General features: G+C 39.4%; 16 protein-coding genes and 2 tRNA genes. 10 read left to right on the top strand and 8 right to left on the bottom strand.

What is annotated here, in order from left to right; genetic code table 11:
* Window positions 1-7: 7 nt before the first annotated feature.
* The 3 genes from nudC to dnaQ all read right to left on the bottom strand — a co-directional run bounded on the left by nudC (window position 8) and on the right by dnaQ (window position 3,901).
* Window positions 8-751 carry an NAD(+) diphosphatase gene (nudC, locus tag RMB13_RS20415; protein WP_004641863.1) on the bottom strand — a complete coding sequence of 248 codons (744 nt, stop codon included), beginning with the start codon at window positions 749-751 and terminating at the stop codon, window positions 8-10.
* Window positions 751-2,394 carry a chemotaxis protein gene (locus RMB13_RS20410; RefSeq protein WP_311086199.1) on the bottom strand — a complete coding sequence of 548 codons (1,644 nt, stop codon included), beginning with the start codon at window positions 2,392-2,394 and terminating at the stop codon, window positions 751-753. Before RMB13_RS20410 ends, nudC begins: the two co-directional genes overlap by 1 nt.
* 130 nt (window positions 2,395-2,524) lie before the next feature.
* On the bottom strand, window positions 2,525-3,901 hold the full coding sequence (gene dnaQ, locus RMB13_RS20405; protein ID WP_311086198.1) for a DNA polymerase III subunit epsilon: 1,377 nt from the start codon (window positions 3,899-3,901) through the stop codon (window positions 2,525-2,527).
* A 232-nt stretch (window positions 3,902-4,133) separates the two neighbouring features.
* Between dnaQ and RMB13_RS20400 the strand changes: the two genes are divergently transcribed.
* The 6 genes from RMB13_RS20400 to RMB13_RS20375 all read left to right on the top strand — a co-directional run bounded on the left by RMB13_RS20400 (window position 4,134) and on the right by RMB13_RS20375 (window position 14,291).
* Window positions 4,134-7,346: a LysM peptidoglycan-binding domain-containing protein gene (locus RMB13_RS20400; RefSeq protein ID WP_311086197.1), complete on the top strand. Its 3,213-nt coding sequence runs from the start codon at window positions 4,134-4,136 to the stop codon at window positions 7,344-7,346.
* Between the two features lie 15 nt (window positions 7,347-7,361).
* Window positions 7,362-9,197 carry an extracellular solute-binding protein gene (locus RMB13_RS20395; protein WP_311086196.1) on the top strand — a complete coding sequence of 612 codons (1,836 nt, stop codon included), beginning with the start codon at window positions 7,362-7,364 and terminating at the stop codon, window positions 9,195-9,197.
* A 31-nt stretch (window positions 9,198-9,228) separates the two neighbouring features.
* Window positions 9,229-10,281 (top strand): ABC transporter permease subunit, encoded by a 1,053-nt coding sequence (locus RMB13_RS20390; protein ID WP_311086195.1) that lies wholly within the window; start codon window positions 9,229-9,231, stop codon window positions 10,279-10,281.
* Window positions 10,281-11,291 carry an ABC transporter permease gene (locus tag RMB13_RS20385; protein WP_151799056.1) on the top strand — a complete coding sequence of 337 codons (1,011 nt, stop codon included), beginning with the start codon at window positions 10,281-10,283 and terminating at the stop codon, window positions 11,289-11,291. The genes RMB13_RS20390 and RMB13_RS20385 overlap by 1 nt, the downstream gene beginning before the upstream one ends.
* Window positions 11,266-12,861: a dipeptide ABC transporter ATP-binding protein gene (locus RMB13_RS20380; RefSeq protein WP_311086194.1), complete on the top strand. Its 1,596-nt coding sequence runs from the start codon at window positions 11,266-11,268 to the stop codon at window positions 12,859-12,861. Before RMB13_RS20385 ends, RMB13_RS20380 begins: the two co-directional genes overlap by 26 nt.
* A 185-nt stretch (window positions 12,862-13,046) precedes the next feature.
* Window positions 13,047-14,291: an NADH:flavin oxidoreductase/NADH oxidase family protein gene (locus RMB13_RS20375; RefSeq protein WP_004641875.1), complete on the top strand. Its 1,245-nt coding sequence runs from the start codon at window positions 13,047-13,049 to the stop codon at window positions 14,289-14,291.
* Window positions 14,292-14,335: 44 nt separating this feature from the next.
* On the opposite strand, the gene RMB13_RS20370 is transcribed toward RMB13_RS20375, so the two are convergent.
* The 4 genes from RMB13_RS20370 to pyrC form a co-directional block, all read right to left on the bottom strand.
* Complete coding sequence (locus RMB13_RS20370) at window positions 14,336-16,450, bottom strand: TonB-dependent siderophore receptor (protein WP_311086193.1); 2,115 nt, start codon at window positions 16,448-16,450, stop codon at window positions 14,336-14,338.
* A 182-nt stretch (window positions 16,451-16,632) separates the two neighbouring features.
* Window positions 16,633-16,708 (bottom strand) — tRNA-Glu (locus tag RMB13_RS20365).
* An 18-nt stretch (window positions 16,709-16,726) separates the two neighbouring features.
* Window positions 16,727-17,389, bottom strand: coding sequence for a ribonuclease T (rnt, locus tag RMB13_RS20360; protein ID WP_003652803.1), 663 nt, complete (start codon window positions 17,387-17,389; stop codon window positions 16,727-16,729).
* Window positions 17,374-18,408 carry a dihydroorotase gene (gene pyrC, locus RMB13_RS20355; RefSeq protein ID WP_003652801.1) on the bottom strand — a complete coding sequence of 345 codons (1,035 nt, stop codon included), beginning with the start codon at window positions 18,406-18,408 and terminating at the stop codon, window positions 17,374-17,376. Before pyrC ends, rnt begins: the two co-directional genes overlap by 16 nt.
* A 149-nt stretch (window positions 18,409-18,557) precedes the next feature.
* On the opposite strand from pyrC, the gene RMB13_RS20350 reads away from it, so the two are divergent.
* Window positions 18,558-19,820 (top strand): diguanylate cyclase, encoded by a 1,263-nt coding sequence (locus RMB13_RS20350; protein ID WP_311086192.1) that lies wholly within the window; start codon window positions 18,558-18,560, stop codon window positions 19,818-19,820.
* Between the two features lie 62 nt (window positions 19,821-19,882).
* On the opposite strand, the gene argG is transcribed toward RMB13_RS20350, so the two are convergent.
* Window positions 19,883-21,241, bottom strand: a complete 1,359-nt coding sequence (gene argG, locus RMB13_RS20345) for an argininosuccinate synthase (protein WP_311086191.1) — start codon at window positions 21,239-21,241, stop codon at window positions 19,883-19,885.
* Between the two features lie 445 nt (window positions 21,242-21,686).
* Here argG and RMB13_RS20340 point away from each other — a divergent pair, with 445 nt between their 5' ends.
* The 3 genes from RMB13_RS20340 to RMB13_RS20330 all read left to right on the top strand — a co-directional run.
* The gene (locus tag RMB13_RS20340) at window positions 21,687-23,717 is read left to right on the top strand and encodes an NADPH-dependent 2,4-dienoyl-CoA reductase (RefSeq protein ID WP_311086190.1); all 2,031 of its coding nucleotides are present in this window, start codon (window positions 21,687-21,689) and stop codon (window positions 23,715-23,717) included.
* Window positions 23,718-23,803: 86 nt separating this feature from the next.
* Window positions 23,804-23,893: transfer RNA gene (locus RMB13_RS20335), tRNA-Ser, on the top strand.
* A 170-nt stretch (window positions 23,894-24,063) separates the two neighbouring features.
* The coding region (locus RMB13_RS20330; RefSeq protein WP_311086189.1) for an Arm DNA-binding domain-containing protein at window positions 24,064-24,266 on the top strand (203 nt) is incomplete at its 3' end.

Here is a 24,266-nt window from a genome sequence, read left to right as displayed (position 1 = left end):
CAACAGATTACCCAGCTTGGGTAATCTGCATAATCATTGAGTGAGCAATACTACCTTTAAATGGAATTTCAGGTAATTGATCAATTTTGAAGAATTGTGCATCTGCAATTTCTTCTTCTTGCAGTTTAATTTCACCAGACTCATATTCTGCTCTAAACGCAACCATAAGGTTACTCGGGAAAGGCCAAGGTTGACTTGACATATATTGAACATTTTTGAGTCTTAGGCCTACTTCTTCAAAAGCTTCACGTTGTACCGCTTCTTCAAGAGTTTCACCAACTTCAACAAAACCTGCAATCAAACCATACATATTGGTTTTATTGTGGACTGACTTCGCCAGTAAGATTTCATCATCACCTCGAGTAATGACGGTGATTATGCACGGGTTTACGCGAGGATATTGATGATAGCGACAAGATGGGCACACCATTGCATATTCAGTTGGATGAACTTCTGTCGGGTGTCCGCAGTGACTACAAAACTTATGATTGCGTCGCCATTCAAGTAACTGTACGGCACGGCTCGCTTGCAAAAACTGTTCTTTCGACCAACTTGTAATGAGTTGGCGAATTGGAACCAGTTGTAAGCCTTCTGGTATAGCTTCCTCAGCAAGCAAGTCACGTGCAATGACCTGCTCATCATGAGTGAAAAGTAAATCACTTGCTAACTTTTCGACTTTGGGTAGTTGAAGGTTTTGATCAACCAGTAATTGTTGATGATGGAAAATATAAGCAAGTGATAATTCAGACATTAAGCTGCCTTTTTTTGAAGTTGTTGACTACTCGACAATGCTACATTAAACATGGATTGTAGAACAGGTTGTTTATTTTTTAAATTGTCAACCAACATGTCAAGGCCTGCTAATACATTAAAAATACAGTGAATTTGGTCTGTATTAAACGGCTGGTTTTGTTCAAGTTGTTGTTGAACAAATTGAGCAGTTTGAAGTAAAGCATCTTGTTGAAGTGTACTTCCTAGAAATTCGGCTGCGCCAGCTAGCTCTTTTAATGAACCTGCAATTGCTTCAATATTTTGTGTCTGATCATTTGCATACAACGTAAGACTCTGACAAATGAAATCAATTAAATTTTTTGTCTCGGTGAGTAAGGCTTGATGTGCCTCATCAAGGCGATCTAAAGAAATATTTGTATTGTTCACATTAAGCTGTAAACGACTAGACGTATATTGGCGTACCAAAATACCAATTGAGTTCATGGCAGACAAAATGCTGTCCATAAGCTGCTGAGCATAGTTTTCATTACTTAATATATTGAGCTGACTTAAACTATTTGCCTGTTGAGATAGTTCAGATGCAGCTTCATCAAGATTAAGCAGTTTAAATGTATAGGCTAATTGCAAAAGACTCGTTTGTAATTGTTGTGCTTTTTCAGTCGACATATTTTGATAGTTATATTCAATATCATTACGCACTTTGTTCATTTCGCTCAATATTAATTGGCTGACTGTGTGCATGGTGTCAAAGTCAGGCCCATAAAGATGACGGCTTAAAACGAGTAGTTGAGTATCTGTAGGTATTTCTTCACCGATATGGAGTTGGTTGCGAATATGGTGAGCAACCTTATCTTCTTGAGCGATAACTATACTTAAAATATCTGCAAGTGCAGCCAAATCAGGCTTAAAAGTTTCAGGACTTGCTAAGAACTGACCAATATAACTTTCAATATTAATGAGTACACGTAGGCGCGAATCATTTAAAAGCAGGTTATCAATATGGCCGAAAGCATAATTTACGAGTTGCCAATATTGTTGGCTTGGCTGGTGGTTTGCCATGCTGACCAAATAGGTACCAACAAGTTTAAAAGCTTGAAAATTATGATTAGCTTCTGTCTTGTTTAAAAATTGATGTAGAGATAGCTTATAGAGTTGATGAATAAACTGAGTTGTTTCATTAATCAATACTTCTGGTAATGGGAGTTCAAGTGCAGTATTTGCAAGTAAAGGAGCAATCGCTTGTCCAGAAGAGGTCAGTGGTTTATTTAAAGCTAATTCTAAATTGTTTAAGGTATTAAGAAGAAACTGAGGTACTTGTAATTCACGCAAACAGATAAACTCAATATACCGTTTTACCATGGTCGTGCCTTCACTCAGTGCAACGACATCATTGGTGTTAATTTGTGTTGGCTTCGCAATAATTTTTTGCATCAGCTCAGTTGAATATTGAGTGATTTTTGCAAGATAGGGGATATCAATTAAACGGAGGACTTGAGTGCATTGCTTAAATTGTTCTAATGCATCATCAATACCGAAAGGGAGTGTTTGTTCTTCAATTAAAGTACTTACTGCGCCTTCAACCAGTTTTATTGAACGATCAATTTCATGTTTAATGATGAGTAAAGCTGTTGGATCGAAATGAATCGAAGTATGCTCAGACATAAACGTTCCCCTTTGCAAAAAAATCAATTGTTATATTCGTAGTGCTCGGTAATTTGAGCTAAAAATCTATGTGACTAATATAACTTAACTTACAAAGGGGAAAAGCTAAAAACGCTAAAGAATCAAAAATTTATTTTGCAAAAAGGCAAGGTTCTCCATGCTTTTTCTCAAATTCTTTGACCCAAGTCTCATGTCTATTTAGCTCTTCTTCGGAAGGAAGAATAACTGGTAGTTCAATTTGAACTCTGGTTTTATTTGCTGTGTTCAGGCTATTTTCACTTTGAGATAAGGCATCTATATCAAAAGAAACCTGCCCACCTGTCATTGCTAGATAAACATCTGAAAGAATTTCAGCATCGAGTAATGCACCGTGGAAAGTACGGTCACGTGCTGGAATTTCATAACGTCTTACAAGGGCATCAAGCGAGTTTTTTTGTCCTGGATGTTTGCTTTTTGCTAAAGCTAAAGTATCTGTTACCTCACATACTTCAGAAAGCGCAGGAAGGCCTGCGCGTCTAAACTCCATATCAAGGAAGTTCATATCGAAAGTCGCGTTGTGGGCAATAATCTCTGCGCCTTTTAGATAATCAAAGAGCGTATCTGCAATGTCTGCATAGAGCGGTTTATCTTTTAAGAAATTATCACTGATACCATGGATATTTTCTGAGTCGCCCACTGGTTTTTGCGGGTTAATATAAATATGAATTGAGCTACCGGTGAGTTTCCGGTTAATCATTTCAATGGCGCCGACTTCAATAATGCGGTCACCATCTTGGAAATAGAAACCAGTGGTTTCTGTATCAAGAATCAGTTGTCGAGGCCCTTGTAATTGTAATTTGGCTTCGGTCACAACAATTTGAGGATGAATATTATTAATGGGTTGTTTACTTTCTGGCTTAGCAGCTTCAACTTCAATAACTTCTTCTTCCACAATAATCATCTCAACTTCTTCGGACTGTTCAAGATCAATATTATCTTCTTCGGTTACTTCTGCCATATCAAACCCAAAAGGGTCATCGAGTAACCAATCCTCTTCAGGCTTTTTTATATCTTGCAGGGCAGTTGCTTGAACTGTTTTTTTTTGCAGGGCAGTTTGATCAGCTCCAATATTTGCAAGCTCATCGGCCATTTCGTTGCCAGCATGTCCAGCATGGCCTTTAATCCAATGCCATTCAATATTTCGACCGGCACAGACGTCATCTAATTTTTGCCAAAGGTCAGGATTTTTTACATCTTTCCAGTTTTTCTTTTTCCAGCCATGAATCCATTCAGTAATGCCTTGCTTCACATAATTTGAATCTGTCCAGATAATTAAGTGAGCATCGGTTGGGCAAAATGCAACGCCTTCAATCGCAGCAGTGAGCTCCATGCGGTTATTGGTTGTATCCGGTTCACCGCCAAATAATTTATGTTCACCCTGCTCGGTAATGACATATGCGCCCCAACCACCTAAACCAGGATTGCCACGACATGCACCATCAACATACAGTGTGATTGTTTGAGACATAAATCGAAACCTAAACTAAAAGAAAAAGAACTGAATATGGTGTATTGTATACGCAAAAAGTTCGGTTCCATCGTAACAAAGCAAGGTTTTTTTAATTTCTTGTAACATTTCCATGCAAATGACATCAAATTATTGCCTTGTCTATCTTGCACGCTTTAATACAATGGCATCGAAGACCCAGGGTTTGTGGCCAGACCCCAAAAAATATTACGCGAGTTGTTTGGAAGTTTTTATGTATAAACCAACCACATTTGTGTGGCAGCCATCTGCGGCATCATTGTTCAAAATTACCGTACTTAGCTCTGCTTTAGCTGCGTTGGGTATTACAACAGGCTGTTCATCGACTCCGCAATCTGCAAAAACCTCTAAATCGAAACAGGTGAGTGGTGCAGGTTATCTAGATGCGAGTAGTCTTGACTCTTTGGAAGACTTACTTTCAGCAACCGATATGCGCGCTGTAGAAGGTGATCGTCTGCTTATTTTGAAGCATGGTGATGTCTGGAAGCGTATGTCCGTTGGTTTCAAAATGGACTTGAATCATTGGGATTCCCGTATTGAAGCTCAGCGTAGTTGGTTTATTTCTCGTCAGCCTTACCTTGATCGTTTAAGTGCTCGTGCCAGCCGTTATTTGTACCATACTGTGAAAGAAGCAGAACGCCGTGGATTACCGACAGAACTCGCATTATTACCGGTAATTGAAAGCTCTTATGACCCAGCTGCAACAAGTAGTGCAGCAGCAGCAGGACTATGGCAGTTCATTCCAAGCACTGGTCGTATTTATGGCTTAAAGCAAACAGGTATGTATGATGGGCGTCGCGATGTGGTTGAGTCGACTCGCGCAGCTTATGAATTTTTAGGAAGTCTCTATAATCAATTTGGTTCTTGGGAACTTGCTTTGGCGGCCTATAATGCTGGCCCGGGACGTATTCAACAGGCGATTAACCGCAACCAAGCTGCGGGTTTACCAACTGACTATTGGTCTTTAAAACTCCCTCAAGAAACAATGAACTATGTTCCACGTTTCTTGGCTGTTGCTCAAATTATTAAAAATCCAAAGGCTTATGGTGTAGAACTACCACCGATTGCAAATAGACCCCATTTCCGTGAAGTGACTTTATCTGCGCCTTTAACTTTAAATGAAATTGCTTCTGTAGCAGGATTAAGCCGTGCAGAACTTTATGCATTAAACCCAGGATATCGTGGTGAAGCGGTAGATCCTGCGAGTCCAATGCGTATTTTGATTCCAGCAGATTTAAGTCCTTCAATTGATAATAAATTAAAAGGGAAAAAAACGGGTGGTGGCTCAGGTTGGTGGGCAAATGCAACGTCACCGTCTACACCTACAACTGTTAATCCTTCTACTACAGTAACAACAAGAACAACTCCTACAACGCAAGTTCAACCGGTTAAACCTTCTTCACCCGTGAAGACCAGTTCAACTCCTTCAAAATCTACACCACGTGGTTCAGATGCGTTAGCTGCCTTTGCCGCATCGGCAGATGTACCGAGTGCGCCGCGTATTCCTGTAGCTGTGACTAATGCAGCTAATATTAAGCAGCCTGTTAAGATGGAGCCACCAATTTCGGCTTCTGAACGTGAAAAGATTTTAGCTGCAGTTCGTGCTGAAGGCGCAAAAGAAACTGTAGATCAAGCTTTACAACCGCAAGCAACTCAAGCCGAGAAAGATCAAGTCGTTGCTGAATTAAAAGCAATTGCGCCGCAAGGAACTGAAATTGTCGATCCTTATGATGGCAAAATTAGGTTAACCGCAATTCAGACGAGCCAGTCAGTTGCAGAGCAACAAGGTAAAGAGGTAAGTAGAGGTTTTGCTTATCCAAAAACTTTAGCTGAAGATGCGACTGTAGCTAACTCTGAAGATGGGCAACGTAATAAAGATAAGCCTTATATCAAAACTGATACTGATGTCGTAGTTGTACAGCCTAAAGGTAAGCGTAGTACTTATACAATTCAACCAGGCGATACTTTAGCAGTTATTGCCATGAAGAATGGTGTGAACTGGCGTGATGTTGCTAAGTGGAACCAGATTGATCCAGAAAAGACTTTGTTTGTAGGAACTAGTCTTTATCTTTATGATGCTAGACCACAAGAAACTCAAAGTACTTCGAAAAGTACGGCTAAACCAGATGTGTATGTGGTTCAAGCCAATGATAGCTTAAGCGGTGTTGCTAACCAGTTTAATTTGTCAGTAAAGCAATTAGCCGAATATAACGATTTATCAGTAAGTGATGGTTTATTTGTTGGGCAAAAACTACAGTTAAAAGAGCCGAAGAATAGCCGTTCAACTGCTAAAGCAGAACCAAAAGTAGTTCAAGCAAATGCACGACGCATTGCAACTAAAAGTTATACTGTGAAGCGCGGTGAATACCTTAAATTGATTGCAGATCGTTATGCGCTCTCTAATCAGGAACTTGCTGAATTAACTTCAGGTTTAACTGCGGGTAGTAACTTGATGGTAGGCCAAAAAATTAATGTGCCTACACAAGATATTTCTGTAGATGAAGTTGCTGAAACTAAGACTGCTAGTAAATCTGAGAAAGCGACGCTAAGTGTTTCTTATAAAACAGAAGGCTATAAAGTACAGCGTGGTGATACTTTATCGAGTATTGCAACTAAATCAAAAATTAGCCTAGCTGAATTAGCCGAGTTAAATAACTTAAAAGCGAGTAGTCATGTACAGCTTGGGCAAACTTTAAAAGTTCCTGCTACTAATACTGTTCCAGAACAATACGTTGTACAGTCGGGTGATAGCTTAAATGCTATTGCTAGTAAATATAACTTACAAACAAGCTATTTAGCTGACTTAAATGGTATGTCTCGTACAGCAGGTTTACGTGCGGGCCAACGTTTAAAACTCACAGGTACAGTTGAAGAAGCACCAAGTAAACCTTCTAAAAATGCTAAAGAAGAAACACCTGAGATCTACACAGTCAAATCTGGTGATAGCTTAGGTAATATTGCTAACCGTTACCACTTACAGTTGGATTATCTTGCTGCATTGAATGGTCTTTCACGTACCAGTAGCGTTCGTGTAGGGCAACGTTTAAAGCTAACAGGTGATGTGCCTACAGTAGAGACAGCTAAAGCTGATACCAAGTCTTCAACTAAAATAGTTGCGGCTGGTAAAAACACTGAAAGATATACTGTTAAATCTGGTGAGTCTTTAAATAGTATTGCGAGCCGTGCGGGTATTTCAGTGCGTGAACTTGCTGAAATGAATGCATTAAAAGCGAGTGCTAATTTACAGCGCGGTCAAAATATTGTGATTCCAAAAACTGTTGTGGAATACAAAGTGAAGCGTGGCGATACATTAATTGGCCTTGCAAGCAAATATGGTTTAGAAACCAATTTCTTGGCTGAGCTGAATAATTTGACACCTTCTACTCAGCTTCGCATTGGCGATGTCATTAAAGTGCCTAATTTATAAAATAATTAGTAACTTATGCATAAATCATATTTTCAACTGAGCCTGCTAGTCGGGCTCAGTGTCGTTTCTCATGCTGTTTTTTCTGCACAGCAAACTACCTCATATATAGCGATTCATTCCAAGCCTAAATATTTAGGAATGCTGGCTATGCCATATGCAAACCCTAATGCACCTAAAGGTGGCTTGTTAAGTCAGGCGGCTCAAGGAACTTTTGATAACCTCAATAGTATGAATGGTAAGGGGAATGCTACAGAAGGCGTTAATTATCTTTTTGATACTTTAATGACCCAATCGCTAGATGAGGTCGGGGTTTTATATCCTCTTTTGGCAGAGAAAGTTACTTATGATCCAGAAAAAACGCAGTCTGTTACTTTCTATTTAAGCCCTAAGGCGCGTTTTAGTAATGGACAGCCAGTCACTGCGGCAGATGTTAAATTTAGTTTTGATGCATATCAGACTAAGTCCAATTTAGGTTTGCAGATGTACCTTGCTGATTTGGCAAAAACAGAAGTAATAAATGCCTATCAAGTAAAGTTTAGTTTTAAGTCTACGCATAATCCTAAAATGCCTTTTATTTTGGCAACCTTACCGATTTATTCAAAAATAGATTGGCAAAAAAGAGATTTTAGCCGAATTACTCTACAACCTATTATTGGCTCGGGACCTTATGTGGTTGAACGAGTTGATGCAGGTAGAAGCATTAGTTATAAAAGAAATCCGAATTACTGGGCAAAAGATTTGCCTATTAATAAGGGGCGCTATAATTTTGATCGTTTAAAATATGTCTATTATCGAAATTGGGATATTGTTTTTGAAGGGTTTAAATCTGGGCAATACACCTTGCATGAAGAAACTAACCCCAAAAAATGGGTAACAGATTATCGTTTTCCGGCAGTAAAAGCAGGGTTAGTTACTCAATATAAGTTCCGTCACCATAATCCCATCACCACTGAAAGTTATGTCTTTAACACACGACGAAAACCCTTAAATGATATTCGTTTTAGACAAGCCTTAACCTATGCCTATGACTTTGAATGGCAGAATAAAGCTTTGTTTTATGGTCAATATCAACGCCTTCAAAGTTATTTTGAAAATAGCGAATTGGCTGCAACGGGTCAGCCTTCGAAAACTGAATTAGCAATATTGAAACCATTGCTGCCTAAGTTATCTCCAATAATGCAAAAGGGTGTCTTAGCAGATTGGAAATACCCAGTGTCGGATGCGAGTGGATTTAACCGTCAAAATTTATTAATTGCGCGGCAGCTGCTTATACAGGCTGGTTATAAAGTTAAAGATGGGCAGTTGTTGACGCCTGAAGGTAAAAAAGTTCAGCTTGAGTTTTTAATTCAACAAGATGGCAAACAACGAACATTAATGCCCTTTGTCCGTAACCTTAAAAAACTCGGTGTTCAGGTTAATTTACGTCAAGTCGACGCTCCGCAATATTTAGAGCGCACCCGCCGTTATGACTTTGATATGACCACCATGAATTTGCCGCAATCTCTTAATCCAGGCAATGAGCAGACTCAGTTTTGGGGGAGCATCGCCGCAGCGCAGGATGGAAATTACAATTATGCGGGTATTCGCAACCCCGTAATTGATCAAGTGATTTCAAAACTTGTTGCGAGTAAGAGCCGTGACCAACAGATTATTTTTACTCGTATTCTCGATCGATTACTAAGGGCTGGTTATTATCAAATTCCGACCTATGGTAAAGGTGAAAACTGGTATGCTTATTGGAATATGTATCAACAACCTAAAATTAAACCAGCACTTTCGTCTGGAATAGATTATTGGTGGAGTGATGCAAACAAAGCCAAAAAAGTTGCTAAATATTTACATCAACAATAAAAAGCACCTGCCATAAAGGAAATCCTGTTATATGGGTTCATATATTCTCAAGCGACTTCTTTTAATGATTCCCACATTGTTTGTCATTTTATTGATTAACTTTGTGGTTGTGCAAATTGCACCGGGTGGGCCAGTTGAGCAAGCAATACATCAAGCTGAAGGTGATTTGGGAATTGGACGTGCATTAAGTGCAGACACTTATTATCAAGGTGCTCAAGGTTTAAGCCCTGAAATGGTTGAACAAATTAAGGCACAATATGGCTTTGATCGATCTGCTCCAGAACGTTTTTTTCTAATGTTAAAAGGCTATTTAACTTTAGATTTTGGACAGAGTTTTTTTAAAGATAAACCTGTCGTGCAATTGTTATGGGACAAAATGCCTGTTTCTATTTCACTTGGGCTGGTAAGTACTTTTCTGATTTATTTAATTTCTATTCCGCTCGGTATTAAGAAAGCCAGACAGCAAGGTTCATGGTTTGATCGCTCCACTTCGTTAGTACTTGTGGTGGGGTATGCTGTACCAAGTTTTGTATTCGCTATTTTGCTTGTGGTTTTTTTTGCAGGTGGCTCTTATTTTCAATGGTTTCCATTACAAAATCTTGTGTCAGATAATTTTCATCAACTCAGTCTTTGGGGCAAAGTTACCGACTATTTATGGCATATGACTTTGCCACTTATTACGATGGTATTAGGCGGTTTTGCCAGTTTAACGTATTTAACCAAATATTCGTTTTTAGAAGAACTCAATAAATCCTATGTTTTAGCTGCTTATGCAAAAGGATTGAATAGCCAGCAAGTCTTATATAAGCATGTATTTCGTAATGCTATTTTAGTCGTACTCGCAGGGTTGCCAGAAGTGCTAGCGGGTATTTTCTTTGTGGGTAATCTCTTTGTAGAAATTATTTTTCATTTAGATGGTGTGGGGCTGTTGGGCTTTGAAGCCATTGTCCAGCGGGACTATCCTGTTATTTTTGGCGTCTTATTTTTCTTTACTTTATTTAGTCTAATCTTACGTCTCATTTGTGATGTGTTGTACCAATGGATTGATCCTCGGATTCACTTTGACGCACAAGGAGGCAAATAATGTCTTTGATTGTGCGGACACGATTACAACGTTTTAGACAACATAAATTAGGTTGGGCCAGCTTTATTTTATTTAGTCTAATTTTGATTTTGTCATTAGCTGCGGAGTTGATTGCTAACGATAAGCCCTTACTAGTGAAGTATGAGGATTCTTACTATTTGCCTGTGTTTAAGACATATCCAGAAACGACGTTTGGTGGCGTGTTTGAAACAGAAGCAGATTATAAAGATCCGGCTGTGCAAGAACTTATTCATGCTCAAGGATGGGCAGTCTGGCCACTTATTAAATTTTCATATCAAACTCCCAATTTAGATTTAGCAGTTCCTGTGCCATCACCACCCTCTAAGCAGAATTGGTTAGGAACTGATGATCAGGGAAGAGATGTTTTTGCCCGTATTCTTTATGGTTTAAGAGTATCTTTACTTTTTGGTTTGGCCTTAACCTTTTGTTCCGCTTTGTTTGGCATTACTGTGGGTGCCATTCAAGGTTACTATGGCGGTTGGGTAGATTTATTGGGACAACGTTTGGTTGAAGTCTGGAATGGCTTACCCATGTTATTTATGGTCATGATTTTGGTCAGCATGTTTGTTCCAAACGTATATTGGCTATTTTTCATTATGTTGTTTTTTGGCTGGACAGTTTTAGTGGGAATTGTCAGAGCAGAGTTTTTAAAAGCTCGCCAGCTTGATTATGTTCGTGCTGCTCAAGTGTTAGGAGTGACTGATCGCGTTATTATTTTTAAGCATATTTTGCCGAATGCAATCAGTTCGAGCTTGTCCCAATTACCATTCATTTTAACAACTAATATTAGTGCCTTAACTGCTCTTGATTTTTTAGGCTATGGCTTACCACCCGATGCAGCATCGTTAGGGGAGTTATTGCTACAAGGTAAAAATAATTTAGATGCACCATGGCTAGCGATTTCAGGTTTTTTTAGTCTGGCTATTGTTCTTTCACTTTTAATTTATATTGGGGAGGCTGCTCGTGATGCTTTTGACCCAAGAAAATAATACAAATGTTACTCCTGCATTGTTGGAGGTTGAACATCTTTCGATTCAAACTAAAGATCAAAAGATTTTGTTAGAAGACCTTAATGTGCAGCTTAATGAAAGTGAAACACTGGCTATTGTGGGCGAAAGTGGTTCAGGTAAATCACTTAGCTGTTTAGCAATCATGGGGTTACTACAAAAAAAATTAGAAATAACAGGTCACGTTTGGATTGGTTCCCAAAATATTCTTGAGATAGATGAAAGAGCTCAATCCAATGTACGTGGCCGACAAATTGCCATGATTTTTCAAGAACCTGCTACTGCGTTAAATCCGCTACATCAGGTTGAAAAGATTGTAGGTGAAAACCTTGTTTTATTAGGTTTAAGTAAACAAGATGTTCGACAACAAGTTATCGATTTACTCACAGATGTAGGAATTGGTGAGCCAGAAAAGATTTTAAAACGCTATCCACATGAGCTTTCTGGCGGTCAAAGGCAACGTGTCATGATTGCCATGACATTGGCACTACAACCCAAAATTTTGATTGCTGATGAGCCGACTACAGCACTTGATGTAATTTTACAGATCCAGATTTTAGAACTCTTAAAATCTTTACAATCAAAATATGGAATGGCACTTATTTTAATTAGCCATGACCTAAATTTGGTACGTCAATATGCCGATGAACTGGTTGTATTGCAACGTGGGCGTGTTGTAGAGCAAGGTGAGCTTAGCCAGATTTTTGAAAATCCTAAAACCGCTTATACACAGCAATTATTAGAACATGATTTTGGAAATGCAGCATCTCTTGAAATAGAAAAGAATGTTTTGTCCGTTCAACAACTCAGTGTGCACTTCCCAATTAGAAAAGGTATTTTCAATCGCGTTCAGGGCTATGTGACTGCAATAGAAGGTTTAAGTTTTGATCTTGCTCAAGGTGAATCACTTGGGGTCGTTGGGGAAAGTGGCGCTGGAAAGTCATCCTTGGCTCTGGCTTTAGTGCGGCTCATTAACAGTGAAGGGCAGATTAATTTTTTAGGACAAGATTTGAATCAGTTGAGGCCCAAAGCTTTACGTTTGGCGAGATCTGATTTTCAACTTGTATTCCAAGATCCGTTTGGTAGCTTGAACCCCCGAATGACGGTTGGGCAGATTATCGCTGAAGGTTTAAAAGTAAAAGAAGTATTGAACAGTCAAATTCAAGATCAAATTAAATCTGTGCTTAATAAGGTTGAACTGCCTGAAGATTTTCAACATCGTTATCCACATGAACTTTCAGGTGGCCAACGTCAACGGGTTGCTTTGGCAAGAGCTTTAGTGGTTCAGCCTAAACTTTTAATTTTGGATGAACCGACTTCTGCATTAGACCGAACTACACAAAAAGCCATCATTAAGCTTTTACGACAATTACAGAAAACTGAACATTTGAGCTATATCTTTATTAGCCATGATCTAAATATAGTCAAATCGTTGTGCCATAAAGTCATGGTATTGCGCCGTGCACAAGTTATTGAATATCAGAAAACCGAACTGTTGTTTTCTAAGCCTAAAACTGAATATACAAGACAATTAATTAAAGCAAATTTTTAAAATAAATTATTAAACAATTGTTTTTAAATGGAATAGTTTGTTTTTTAATTTTATGCAAAAAGTTGCATATTTTTATATTCTTTAAAATTGACATATGCTATTGTCAGCTATTGATTATGACTTGACATGCCCTATAACTCGTCTAAATTAGAGTAATTACTCTAAAAACTAAAAAGAGGTTAACCATGAACCAGATTGCTCAACCCATCACAATTCGCAATACCACATTCAAAAACCGAATTATTAAAGGTGCAATGAGTGAGGCGCTTGCAAATTATGAAGGTCAACCAAATGACTTGCATTTAGGCTTATATGGGGCGTGGGCAAAAGGTGGGCTTGGCTGTGCAATCACAGGCAACGTCATGGTCAATGTGGGCGCAAAAAATGAACCCGGTGTTGTTGTTATTGAAACCGAACGGGATTTAGAGCGTTTAAAAGAGTGGGCAGCATTAGGTAAAAAATATGGAATGGTGCAGTTAATCCAATTGTCCCACCCTGGGCGTCAGTGTCCAAAAGGATTAAATAAAGAGACTGTCGCGCCGTCAGCAGTACCATTTAGCCCAGCTTTAGCGACTATGTTTGGAACGCCACGTGAACTGACTCATGATGAAATTCTAGATATCATTAATCGATTTGCAACCGCTGCTCGTATTTGTGAAAAAGCAGGTTTTGAAGGGGTGCAATTACACGGTGCGCATGGGTATTTAATTAGTCAGTTCTTATCACCTTTAACGAATAAGCGCACAGACCAGTGGGGTGGTTCAGTTGAAAACCGTACACGCTTTTTATTAGAAGTTTATAAGGCTGTTCGCGAAGCAACTTCCGAGAATTTTATTATTTCAGTCAAACTGAACTCTGCTGATTTCCAACGTGGTGGAATTACTGAAGAAGATGTGATTTCCGTATTTAAAGCGATCGATGAAGCTGGTATTGATTTGATTGAGATTTCAGGCGGCACCTATGAAGCACCTGCCATGGCTGGGGCTAAAGCTGACAAGCGCAAGACAAGTACAATTGCGCGTGAAGCTTATTTCTTAGATTTTGCTGAAAAGATCCGCCAACATGTTAAATGTAAACTCATGGTGACTGGTGGATTCCGTACTGTAGAAGGAATGAATGCAGCACTCGCAAGTGGGGCTTGTGATTTTATTGGTATTGCGCGTCCGCTTGCAGTTGAGACTGATTTAACAGACCGTTTAATTGCAGGGCAGGACGTACGCTATGCAGTAAAACCAATTAAAACAGGCCTACCTTTTGTCGACAAAATGGCAATCATGGAAATTATTTGGTATGCCGCTCAATTTAAAACAATTGGTAAAGGCAAAAAGCCAAATCCAAAACTTTCACCACTAGTCGTCTTTTTTAATTATGCCAAAGGCAATATTAAAGCTGTGGTAAAAGGTCGCGTGAATTCACGTAAATCTGCATAAATCTGAAGTGCCATTTCAACGGGTGAAATGGCACTTTTTTCAAGTTAGAACGTATAGCTCATACCAAACTGAACGGTACGTGGTTCGCCCGGATAAGCATATAAATTAAAGGCACTTTCATCATAAGTTCTATCAAAAATATTCTTCAAGTCTAAGTTAAGACGAAGTTTTGGTGTTGCTTGATAATAAGAAACCAAATCAGTAACTGCATAACCTTTCATAGTGTAAGTACTATTAGCTGTTTGTCCTGCGCGCTTATCAATATATTTTTGATTAAACCCTAGACCTAAACCTTGTAAAGCTCCACCCTGAAATTCATAAATATTTAAAAGGTTAAAACTATTCTTTGGAATATTGGCTAAAGCGGTTCCTTTTTGCAAAGTGTTGTCTTTAGTCACTTCAGCATCTGTATATGCGTATCCACCAATAATTTTCCAAGCAGGCGTAATCTGACCTGCAATATTTAGCTCAATACCACGACTACGAACTTCACCAGCAGAAACCTTATAGGCTGAATCAATAGGATCGATAGTTAATACATTTTCTTTTTCTGCATAAAAGATAGCAGAGTCAACCGACAACATATTGTCTAGCGCTTGCCATTTAAAACCTAACTCGTAAGCGATGCCTTCTTCAGGGTCAAAACCTTCTCCATTGCGATTAGCGCCCGTGTTTGGTTTAAATGATTTTGCAGCATTACTGTAGATTGAAAGATCATCACGGGCTTTAAAAACTAACCCTAAACGAGGAATAAAGGCATCATGACTGGTATTCCAATTTGTAGTATTCGGTAATAGATTCTTATAGTCATGCTCATAGTGCTCAAAGCGTAAACCTAATAAAGCACTTAAACGTTCATTTAAATCGATTTGGTCTTGTACAAAAACGGCCGTGGTTTTTAAATTTTCACGGTCATGGGTAGTCACACGATTAAGTTCAGGTAGAGCTTGTCCTAAAACAGGATCATTAATATTAATAGGGTAGCTACCGATATCTCCACTTGAGCGAATAATATATGACTTGTAATCATAGTTTTCATATTCAAGCCCAGTCACTAAAGTATGTGCTAACCCTAAAAGCTGGAAATTACCTGTTAGGTTAATTTGGGCATCGGTATCTTGCCATTTTAATTCACGGTAGTTGTAATTTCGGCCTAAAGTTTCGCCGTCATTTTGAATGCCATTTGCTTCTACTGCATAGCCATATAATTTGCCATTTAAGTATTGCACACCCGCATTAAGCTTCCAGTCATTTCCAAGGTCATGTTCGACTCGTAATTGAGTCATATTGTTATCATTGTAGAGTCGGTTGTTATATTTACCTGTTTCCCACAAATAGGTTTCTGGTGAAATATTAAAAGACTTTTGTGTAGGATAACGAGTATGCCCACGGTCAAGCGGATGTTGATTCCGTAAAATATCGGCCTCAAAAGTGACTTTAGTGGCGTCAGAAGCTTGCCATTGAATGACAGGAGCAATCCCATATCGTTTAGATTCGACATTGTCTCGATAACTATCACCACCTTCTGCAATCACATTTAGGCGATAACCGATATTCTCTGCATTTGGAATAGTGCCTGTGGTGTCTACAGTGGTACGGTATAAACCTTCACTGTTAAGCTGAGCACCTAGAGTGGTTTGTTGCTCAGACTTCGGTGTTTTAGAAATTAAGTTAAACGTACCACCTGGGTCACCACGACCATATAAGCTGGAAGAGGGGCCACGTAAAACGTCTATACGTTCAATTGTGTTGCTATCTGGTGCATTTGGATAACCACGGTTAATTGGGAATCCGTTACGATAAAATTCGCCACTAGTGAAGCCACGAAGGTTAAAACCAGTTAAGCCTTGACCGCCAAAGTTATTCGCTCGTCCAATGCCACCTGCTAAATCAAGAGCTTCAATAAGACGCGTTGCACCGATATCTTCAATTACTTTTTGGGTTACAACACTGACCGATTGCGGTGTGTCCTTTAATGCGATTTCACTACGTGTTGCGCTACTCGAGCTATCGACTTTATAAGTTTGGTCAGATGTCTGTTGGGCTTTAATTTTAATCGTCGCAAGAGTCGTTGAAGAACTATCTGTTTCTGCAAAAGCAGTTGATAAACAGCAGAATTGAGCAATGCTCAGGGAGAGGAGGCTAAGCTTAAGATCCATTTAAAACCTATTTGATAATAAATATCAGTATAAAAATAAGAATTATTATATTGTAAAACTATGTAAAGAAAATACCGAATCAGTGATATTTAAATACAAATGTATTTTATTTGGAAATAAGGAAGGTGAAAAACAAATAGAATGTTAAGAAAATAGAAAGAAATTTTATAAGAATAGAATAATGGCGTCCCTACGGGGATTCGAACCCCGGTTACCGCCGTGAAAGGGCGATGTCCTAGGCCTCTAGACGATAGGGACGTTGAGGATGGCGGTATCTTAAGAAGCCGCCACCAAACTGTCAAGTAGGTAAGGAGACAGTTTGTTCAAAATATAGCAAAACAGTTCAGCAGTTTTCTGAGTATCGTATAAAGCAGAGTGTGCTTCTTTACCATCGAACTCAATTCCAGCTTGAATACAGGCTTTGGCAAGGACAGTTTGTCCAAACATAACAGCACTTAAAGTAACCGTATCCATCACTGAAAAGCTATGAAATGGGTTCTGGTTTTTTGTGCTTGTACGTGCAATCGCTGCTTGAACAAAACCAAGATCAAAATGGGCGTTATGACCAACCAACACTGCATGGGTACAATGTTGTTGTTTACGAACTTCATTTACTGATTTAAAAATACGGCGTAATGCAGTTCGTTCATCTTCAGCCATTGCCATACGCATTGGATTGAATGGATCAATACCAATAAAGTCTAGCGAACGGCGGTCGAGGTTCGCCCCTTCGAACGGGTTAATATGCGCATGAAATGCTGGACCAGGGACAAATTGCCCCTGAGCATCATACACAATTGGAATGCACGCAATTTCTAGCAATGCATCTGTCTGGGCATTAAAACCTGCCGTTTCAACGTCAACAACAACAGGTAAGAAGCCACGAAAACGTTGGCCAATGACCGGGACAGAGGTTTCTTGTGTCACACTTTTCTCCATTGCAGCGTTTTCCCGGCATGCAGCGGGATAATTTTTTGATCATCTAAATAATCAAAAGATTCTGGTACAAGATTATCTTCTTTTACCAAAGTAATAGTAGAAGTATTACGTGGTAGACCGTAGAAGTCTGCGCCAAAATGGCTTGCAAAGCCTTCTAGGCGTTCTAATTTACCCACTTGGTCAAATGCTTGGGCATAAAGCTCAATTGCATTAGGTGCACTATAACAGCCCGCACAGCCACACGCATTTTCTTTTGCATCTTGCGAGTGCGGCGCACTGTCTGTACCTAAGAAAAATTTAGGATTACCACTCGTTGCAACTTCAAGCAAAGTTGTTTGGTGTGTTTGGCGCTTTAAAATTGGTAAACAATAGAAATGCGGTTTAATACCACCAACCAGCATGTCATTACGGTTAAATAATAAATGCTGAGGCGTGATTGTTGCAGCAACATTACGGTCATGTTCTAAAACAAAATGAGCCGCATCGCTTGTGGTGATGTGCTCAAGCACCACTTTAAGTTTTGGAAACTGTTTTAAAAGCGGGTTGAGTACTTCGTCAAGGAAACGTTTTTCACGGTCAAAAATATCGACGTGGTTATGAGTTACTTCACCATGAAGTAATAACGGAACTTGATGCTCTTCTAATTGCTCAATAACTGCATAGACTTTACGAATGTCACTTACACCGTTATCAGAGTTGGTGGTCGCGCCAGCTGGGTAAAGTTTAATTGCATTTACATGCCCAGATTCTTTAATTTTACGAACTTCGTCTGGTGAGGTGAAGTCAGTAAAATAAAGCACCATACGTGGGTCAAAATTGAGACCCTCTGGAACATGAGCAAGAATACGTTCACGGTAAGCTAATGCTTCTTCCACAGTTTTTACTGGCGGAACAAGGTTTGGCATACAGATCGCACGAGCAAACTGTTTAGCCAAATCAGGTACGGTACGTTTTAATGCTAAACCATCACGTAAATGTGCATGCCAATCATCTGGCTGGAGCAGGGTAATAGAGTCCAAGGCAGTTCAAACTTCGAAATAAAACAAATGATAATCGATAAAGTGTGAAAATGGTAACGAGAATTACGGACAAATGGCAAAATAAAGCGCAAGAGGCGTTAAAAAATAATGTTATATTTTGTTAATGTGTAAGAGGCAGGAAACGGGTAGTGGTAAATAGGGGAAATGTACATGAATTACTCAAAGCAAAAGAAGAAATAGAATATCTGGTAACTTTACATACTCATCGTTATGCCAATACACCTTTGCCTCATCAATTAGAAAAAAAATTCTGGTGCTTAAATCTTGAGCGAACAAAACAAAATATCTCAAAATTTTTAGCAAGTGGTGTTCTAACCTATCTCATTTTTATTTTGCTAGTGCTACCCACAGACTATTTGGTGATAGGTGTACCTTACATAACTTGGGATTTTATTTACTGCATATTAAGTGCAATTAATATTGCGGGTGCGCTACTGTTATTTTGGGTATTTGCCAAGTTTAAAAAACTCTCTGAATATTTTTATATTGCTGCATGCGGGATTGTATTTTTTACCATTATTGTCAATGCAATGTTGCTTCTTAGTGTAGGAAATATCGCTCTTAAAAATCAGTCGATGTTACTACTTTCTTTTTTATATATGCTCGGCTTTATCTTGAGCGGTATAAAGCCTTTACATATGCTTTATGTCGGTTTGATCGCAGCAATTTGTGTTTTTTCTCTATTGATTTTATTGCAAGCAAATTGTGACTATATCGCTTTGGGAAGGGCGCTGTTTGGTAGCTGTATTTTGGGTTTTTCAATTAGTACGATGCTCACGTCTAGAGAAAGAAGCCTTTTTTTAAATAATGAGCTTGCTGAGCTTAACGAACAGATTTTACGTATTGAGGCATCTGAGTTGCTTCATTTAAGTCAGCAAGATGCGCTCACTAAAATTTCTAATCGACGTACTTTCGATGAGATGTTCGACTTTTTTTACTATCGGGCAAAGCAAGAACAACGTCCATTGGCAGTTTTATTTATTGATATCGATTTTTTTAAAAACTATAACGATTGTTATGGACACCAGATGGGAGACAAGGTCATCTCGTCTATTGCCTCTGCAATTAAAAATTCTATTCGTCATGTTGATTTTGTTGCCCGTTATGGTGGAGAGGAATTTGTCGTTCTTTTACCAAAAACACCGGCTCAAGGTGCATATGCGGTGGCAGCCAATATTTATAAAGCTATAGAACGTCAAGCGATTCCTCATGCTGCATCATTAGTTTCTAAGCATGTGACCATTAGTCTAGGTTTTACTGTTTACACAGAAGGCTTAAGAGTAACTCAAGAAAATTTAATTCATGCTGCCGATCAAGCTTTATATCGGGCTAAGCAGCTTGGACGTAACCAGATTTATTATCAGCCTTTACAAGTCGCCGAAATTGCCTGAATGAATTTTAAAAAATAAAAAGGCCACCTTAATAGGTGGCCTTTTTTGACGCTATAAGAAAATTATTTTTTCTTACTGTCTAATTGAGGAATAGCAGAACCTTGACCGATTGAAAGTAAACCAGCATCTGTATAGATACCAAGTTTTGCACGTGTATCGGTAATGTCGAGGTTACGCATAGTCAACTGACCAATACGGTCCATTGGCGAGAACATTGAATCGCCTTTTTCCATTGTTAAACGTTCAGCTTCGTACGTTAAATTCGGAGATTCAGTGTTCATGATGGTGTAGTCATTACCACGACGAAGTTCAAGCGTAACTTCACCAGTAATAGCTTTAGCAACCCAACGCTGTGCAGTTTCACGCAACATTAGTGCTTGAGAGTCGAACCAACGACCTTGGTAAAGTAAACGACCTAAACGTAAACCGTTAATGCGGTATTGTTCGATCGTATCTTCGTTGTGAATACCAGTAACCAAACGCTCGTAAGCAATATGAAGAAGGGCCATACCCGGTGCTTCATAGATACCACGAGATTTCGCTTCGATAATACGGTTTTCGATTTGGTCAGACATACCTAAACCATGACGACCGCCAATACGGTTTGCTTCAAGAATAAGTTCAACTGGATTGTTAAAAGTTTGACCGTTCAATGCAACAGGTACACCTTCTTCAAAGCGTACAGTCACTTCTTCTGGTTTGATTTCAACTTCGTCTTTCCAGAAAGCAACGCCCATAATTGGGTCAACGATTTTGATACCAGCATTTAAGTATTCAAGATCTTTTGCTTCGTGAGTTGCACCCAACATGTTTGAGTCAGTTGAATACGCTTTTTCTTTTGACATTTTGTAGTCAAAACCGTTGTCGATCAGGAACTGTGACATTTCAGCACGGCCACCGAGTTCATCGATGAAGTTTTGATCTAACCAAGGCTTGTAAATTTTAAGATTCGGGTTGGTCAACAAACCATAACGATAGAAACGTTCAATATCGTTACCTTTATAAGTTGAACCGTCACCCCAGATGTTTACGTCATCTTCTTTCATTGCAGTAACTAACATTGTACCTGTTACTGCACGACCTAATGGAGTCGTATTGAAATAAGGAACACCACCTGTACTGATATGGAATGCACCACACTGAATTGCAGCAATACCTTCGAGCGCAAGTTGTAAGCGGCAGTCAATTAAGCGAGCTTTTACAGCGCCGTATTGTTCTGCTTTCTTTGGAATTGCATCGTAGTCATCTTCATCGGGCTGGCCTAAGTTTGCAGTGTATGCATAAGGCTCTGCGCCTTTTTGTTTCATCCACAATAGAGCAGCTGAAGTGTCTAGGCCTCCGGAGAAGGCAATCCCAACTTTTTTGCCTACTGGTACATGCTGCAAGATAGTTGCATTATCAGTCATTGCTAATCCTAACATTTATAAAAAAGACCCCGTGTAGGTGGTCTCGAGAATTCTGAATGGCGGCTATTGTAGCACTATTCATGGTGCTTTTTTTGGCAAAAAAAGCATTAATTCACTTGTTCTGATTTGAAGTTTTAATTTGATAAAAAATCTAAGCGTATTTATAGAATGATAAGAGTTGAACAAAGTATTGTTGTCCAAATAAGAAAAGACTTTTAATGACTTAAAAAGAAAATAGGATGAATATGAAGTGTCATCATTCTTGGGGTGATTATGCAGTTTTTATTATGTAAATTGGAGAAAGAACCAGATTTCATTAGTGTAATTAAATAAAAGTAATACGATTGGTTTTGATGGATTGACCATAAGCTCCAATAAATTTCTTTACTGGGTCATCCAAAAGCGAAAAAAAAGTATTAAAGTACTATGCAACAAGTTGCAAAAACTATTGGGACGCAGCATGACAAGTTACGCCAATCTATTAAAACCATTACATTTAGGCTTTACCACTATTAAAAACCGTGTGGTGATGGGATCCATGCATACGGGCTTAGAAGACCGTTTCTATAATTACCCAAAATTGGCTGCTTATTTTGAAGAGCGTGCCAAAGGTGGGGTTGGCCTGATTGTGACTGGCGGTATTTCACCGAACCGTCAAGGGTGGTTAGCACCTGCTGGCGGAACCATGAACAGTCTATTTGATGTTCCTCAGCACCGTCTGGTAACTCATGCTGTTCATAAACATGGCTCTAAAATCTTAATGCAAATCTTGCATGCGGGCAGATATGGTTATCAACCGTTTGTTGTGTCTTCAACCGCCATTAAATCTCCAATTTCGCCGTTTAAACCACGCCAGCTTTCTGAAAAAAATATTCTCAGCACAATTGAAGATTATGCACAGTGTGCTGACATTGCCAAAAAAGCTGGCTATGACGGTGTCGAAATTATGGGTTCTGAAGGTTATTTAATTAACCAGTTTTTAAGTAGTCACGTGAACCAGCGTACTGACCGTTGGGGCGGTGACATTGAAAACCGTATGCGTTTTCCGGTCGAGATTGTTAAAGCGATTCGTGCCAAAGTCGGCGAGAAATTTATTATTTGTTTCCGCTTGTCTTTACTCGATTTAGTTCATGACGGTAACACCATGCAAGAAGTCGTGATTGTTGCCAAAGCTTTAGAAAAGGCAGGCGTAACGTTATTAAATACGGGCATTGGTTGGCATGAGGCACGTGTACCAACCATTGTAACGTCTGTACCTCGTGCTGCTTTTGTCGATTACACGGCTCATGTAAAACAACATATTTCTATTCCGATTATTGCTTCAAACCGTATTAACATGCCTGAAACTGCCGAAGAAATTTTGGCAACAGGGAAAGCTGATATGGTTCAAATGGCACGTCCATTATTGGCCGATGCTTTTTGGGTAAATAAAACAGCGACTAACCGTGTTGATGAAATTAATACCTGTATTGCTTGTAACCAAGCCTGTTTAGACCATGCTTTTAAAAATAAGCGAGTGTCTTGTTTAGTGAACCCGCGTGCAGGTCATGAAACTGAACTGGTCTATTTAAAAACCAAGCAGCCTAAACGTATTGCGGTAGTAGGTGGTGGAGTGGCAGGAATGTCGGCAGCAACCGTTGCAGCAAGCCGTGGTCATGCGGTCACTTTGTTTGAAGCGACTTCAGATGTGGGTGGTCAGTTTAACTTTGCCAAAGTGGTGCCGGGTAAAGAAGAGTTTCACGAAACGATTCGCTACTTTAAAGTCCAACTCGAAAAAACTGGGGTGGATGTACGTTTAAATACTCGCGTGAACCGTGAGCAGCTTGAACGTGAAGGTTTTGATGAAGTGATTGTTGCAACTGGTGTAATCCCTCGCGCATTAAAAATTGAAGGTAGCAACGCACCACAAGTTCTTTCTTATGCTCAGGTTTTAAAAGGTGCAGAAGTTGGGCAAAAAGTTGCAGTGATTGGTGCGGGTGGTATTGGTTTTGATGTGTCAGAGTTTTTACTTAAACCTCCACATCAACCACAGCCTCAACCTTTAGCCGAGTGGCAACGTGAATGGGGCGTAGACCCAGATCCAAACTATATTTCTGAAGGTGGTATGCAACCACCAGTAGTTGAACTTCCAGTTCGCCAGATTTATTTACTGCAACGTAAGACAACACCTCTAGGTATTGGCCTTGGTAAAACTTCAGGTTGGGTACATCGCGCACAGCTTAAAAAGCATGGCGTGCGTATGCTCCGTGGTGTGCAATATAAAGCAGTCACTGATGAAGGGCTTTGGATTGAGCACAATGGTCAAGACCAGCTTTTACGTGTCGATACGATTGTGGTGTGTGCAGGTCAAGAGTCGGTAAAAGACTTGATGCCAAAAGAAGGTGAGTCGACTATAGCGAACTACTACATTATTGGTGGTGCAAAGCTCGCAGCGGAGCTAGATGCGAAGCGTGCGATCAAAGAAGGAGCAGAATTAGCTGCTCGATTGTAATATTTGATGAAACAATACGCACTTGAACACAAAGCGATGATATTTTTCTTGAATAAAATGAATAAGCTTTGTATTCTTACGCACATGGAAGCGTGGCAGAGCGGTTTAATGCACCGGTCTTGAAAACCGACGAGGGTGTGAGTCCTCCGTGAGTTCGAATCTCACCGCTTCCGCCACATTGAAGTTTCTGACACTGTTTAACGCTGTATAAGTTATTGACTTATAAGGTTAAAGTCAGAAGCAAACGATATAGCAAGCTATGACACAGTACGTCAATGAGCGGTTATAAAGTAGTAAAAAATGCAGTAAGATAATCTCTTGCTGCATTTTTTTTGTTTATAGCGTTATGACTTCACGTGGAATCAATAAACTGACCGCTTTACAGGTTAAAAAAGCAAAAGCTAATCCTGATAAAATGTATAAGCTTCCTGATGGGGGTAATCTTTACTTACGTATTGATTCTAGCGGTAGCAAATACTGGATATTTAATTATACCCGCCCTTATATTGGTAAACGCAATGATTTGTCTTTAGGGACGTATCCTGAAGT

The sequence above is a fragment of the Acinetobacter sp. V102_4 genome, from assembly GCF_031799005.1.
GTDB classification, from domain to species: Bacteria; Pseudomonadota; Gammaproteobacteria; order Pseudomonadales; family Moraxellaceae; genus Acinetobacter; species Acinetobacter calcoaceticus.
The sequence above is the reverse complement of the archived record's forward strand: the minus strand, read 5'-3'. Positions and strand labels throughout refer to the sequence as shown.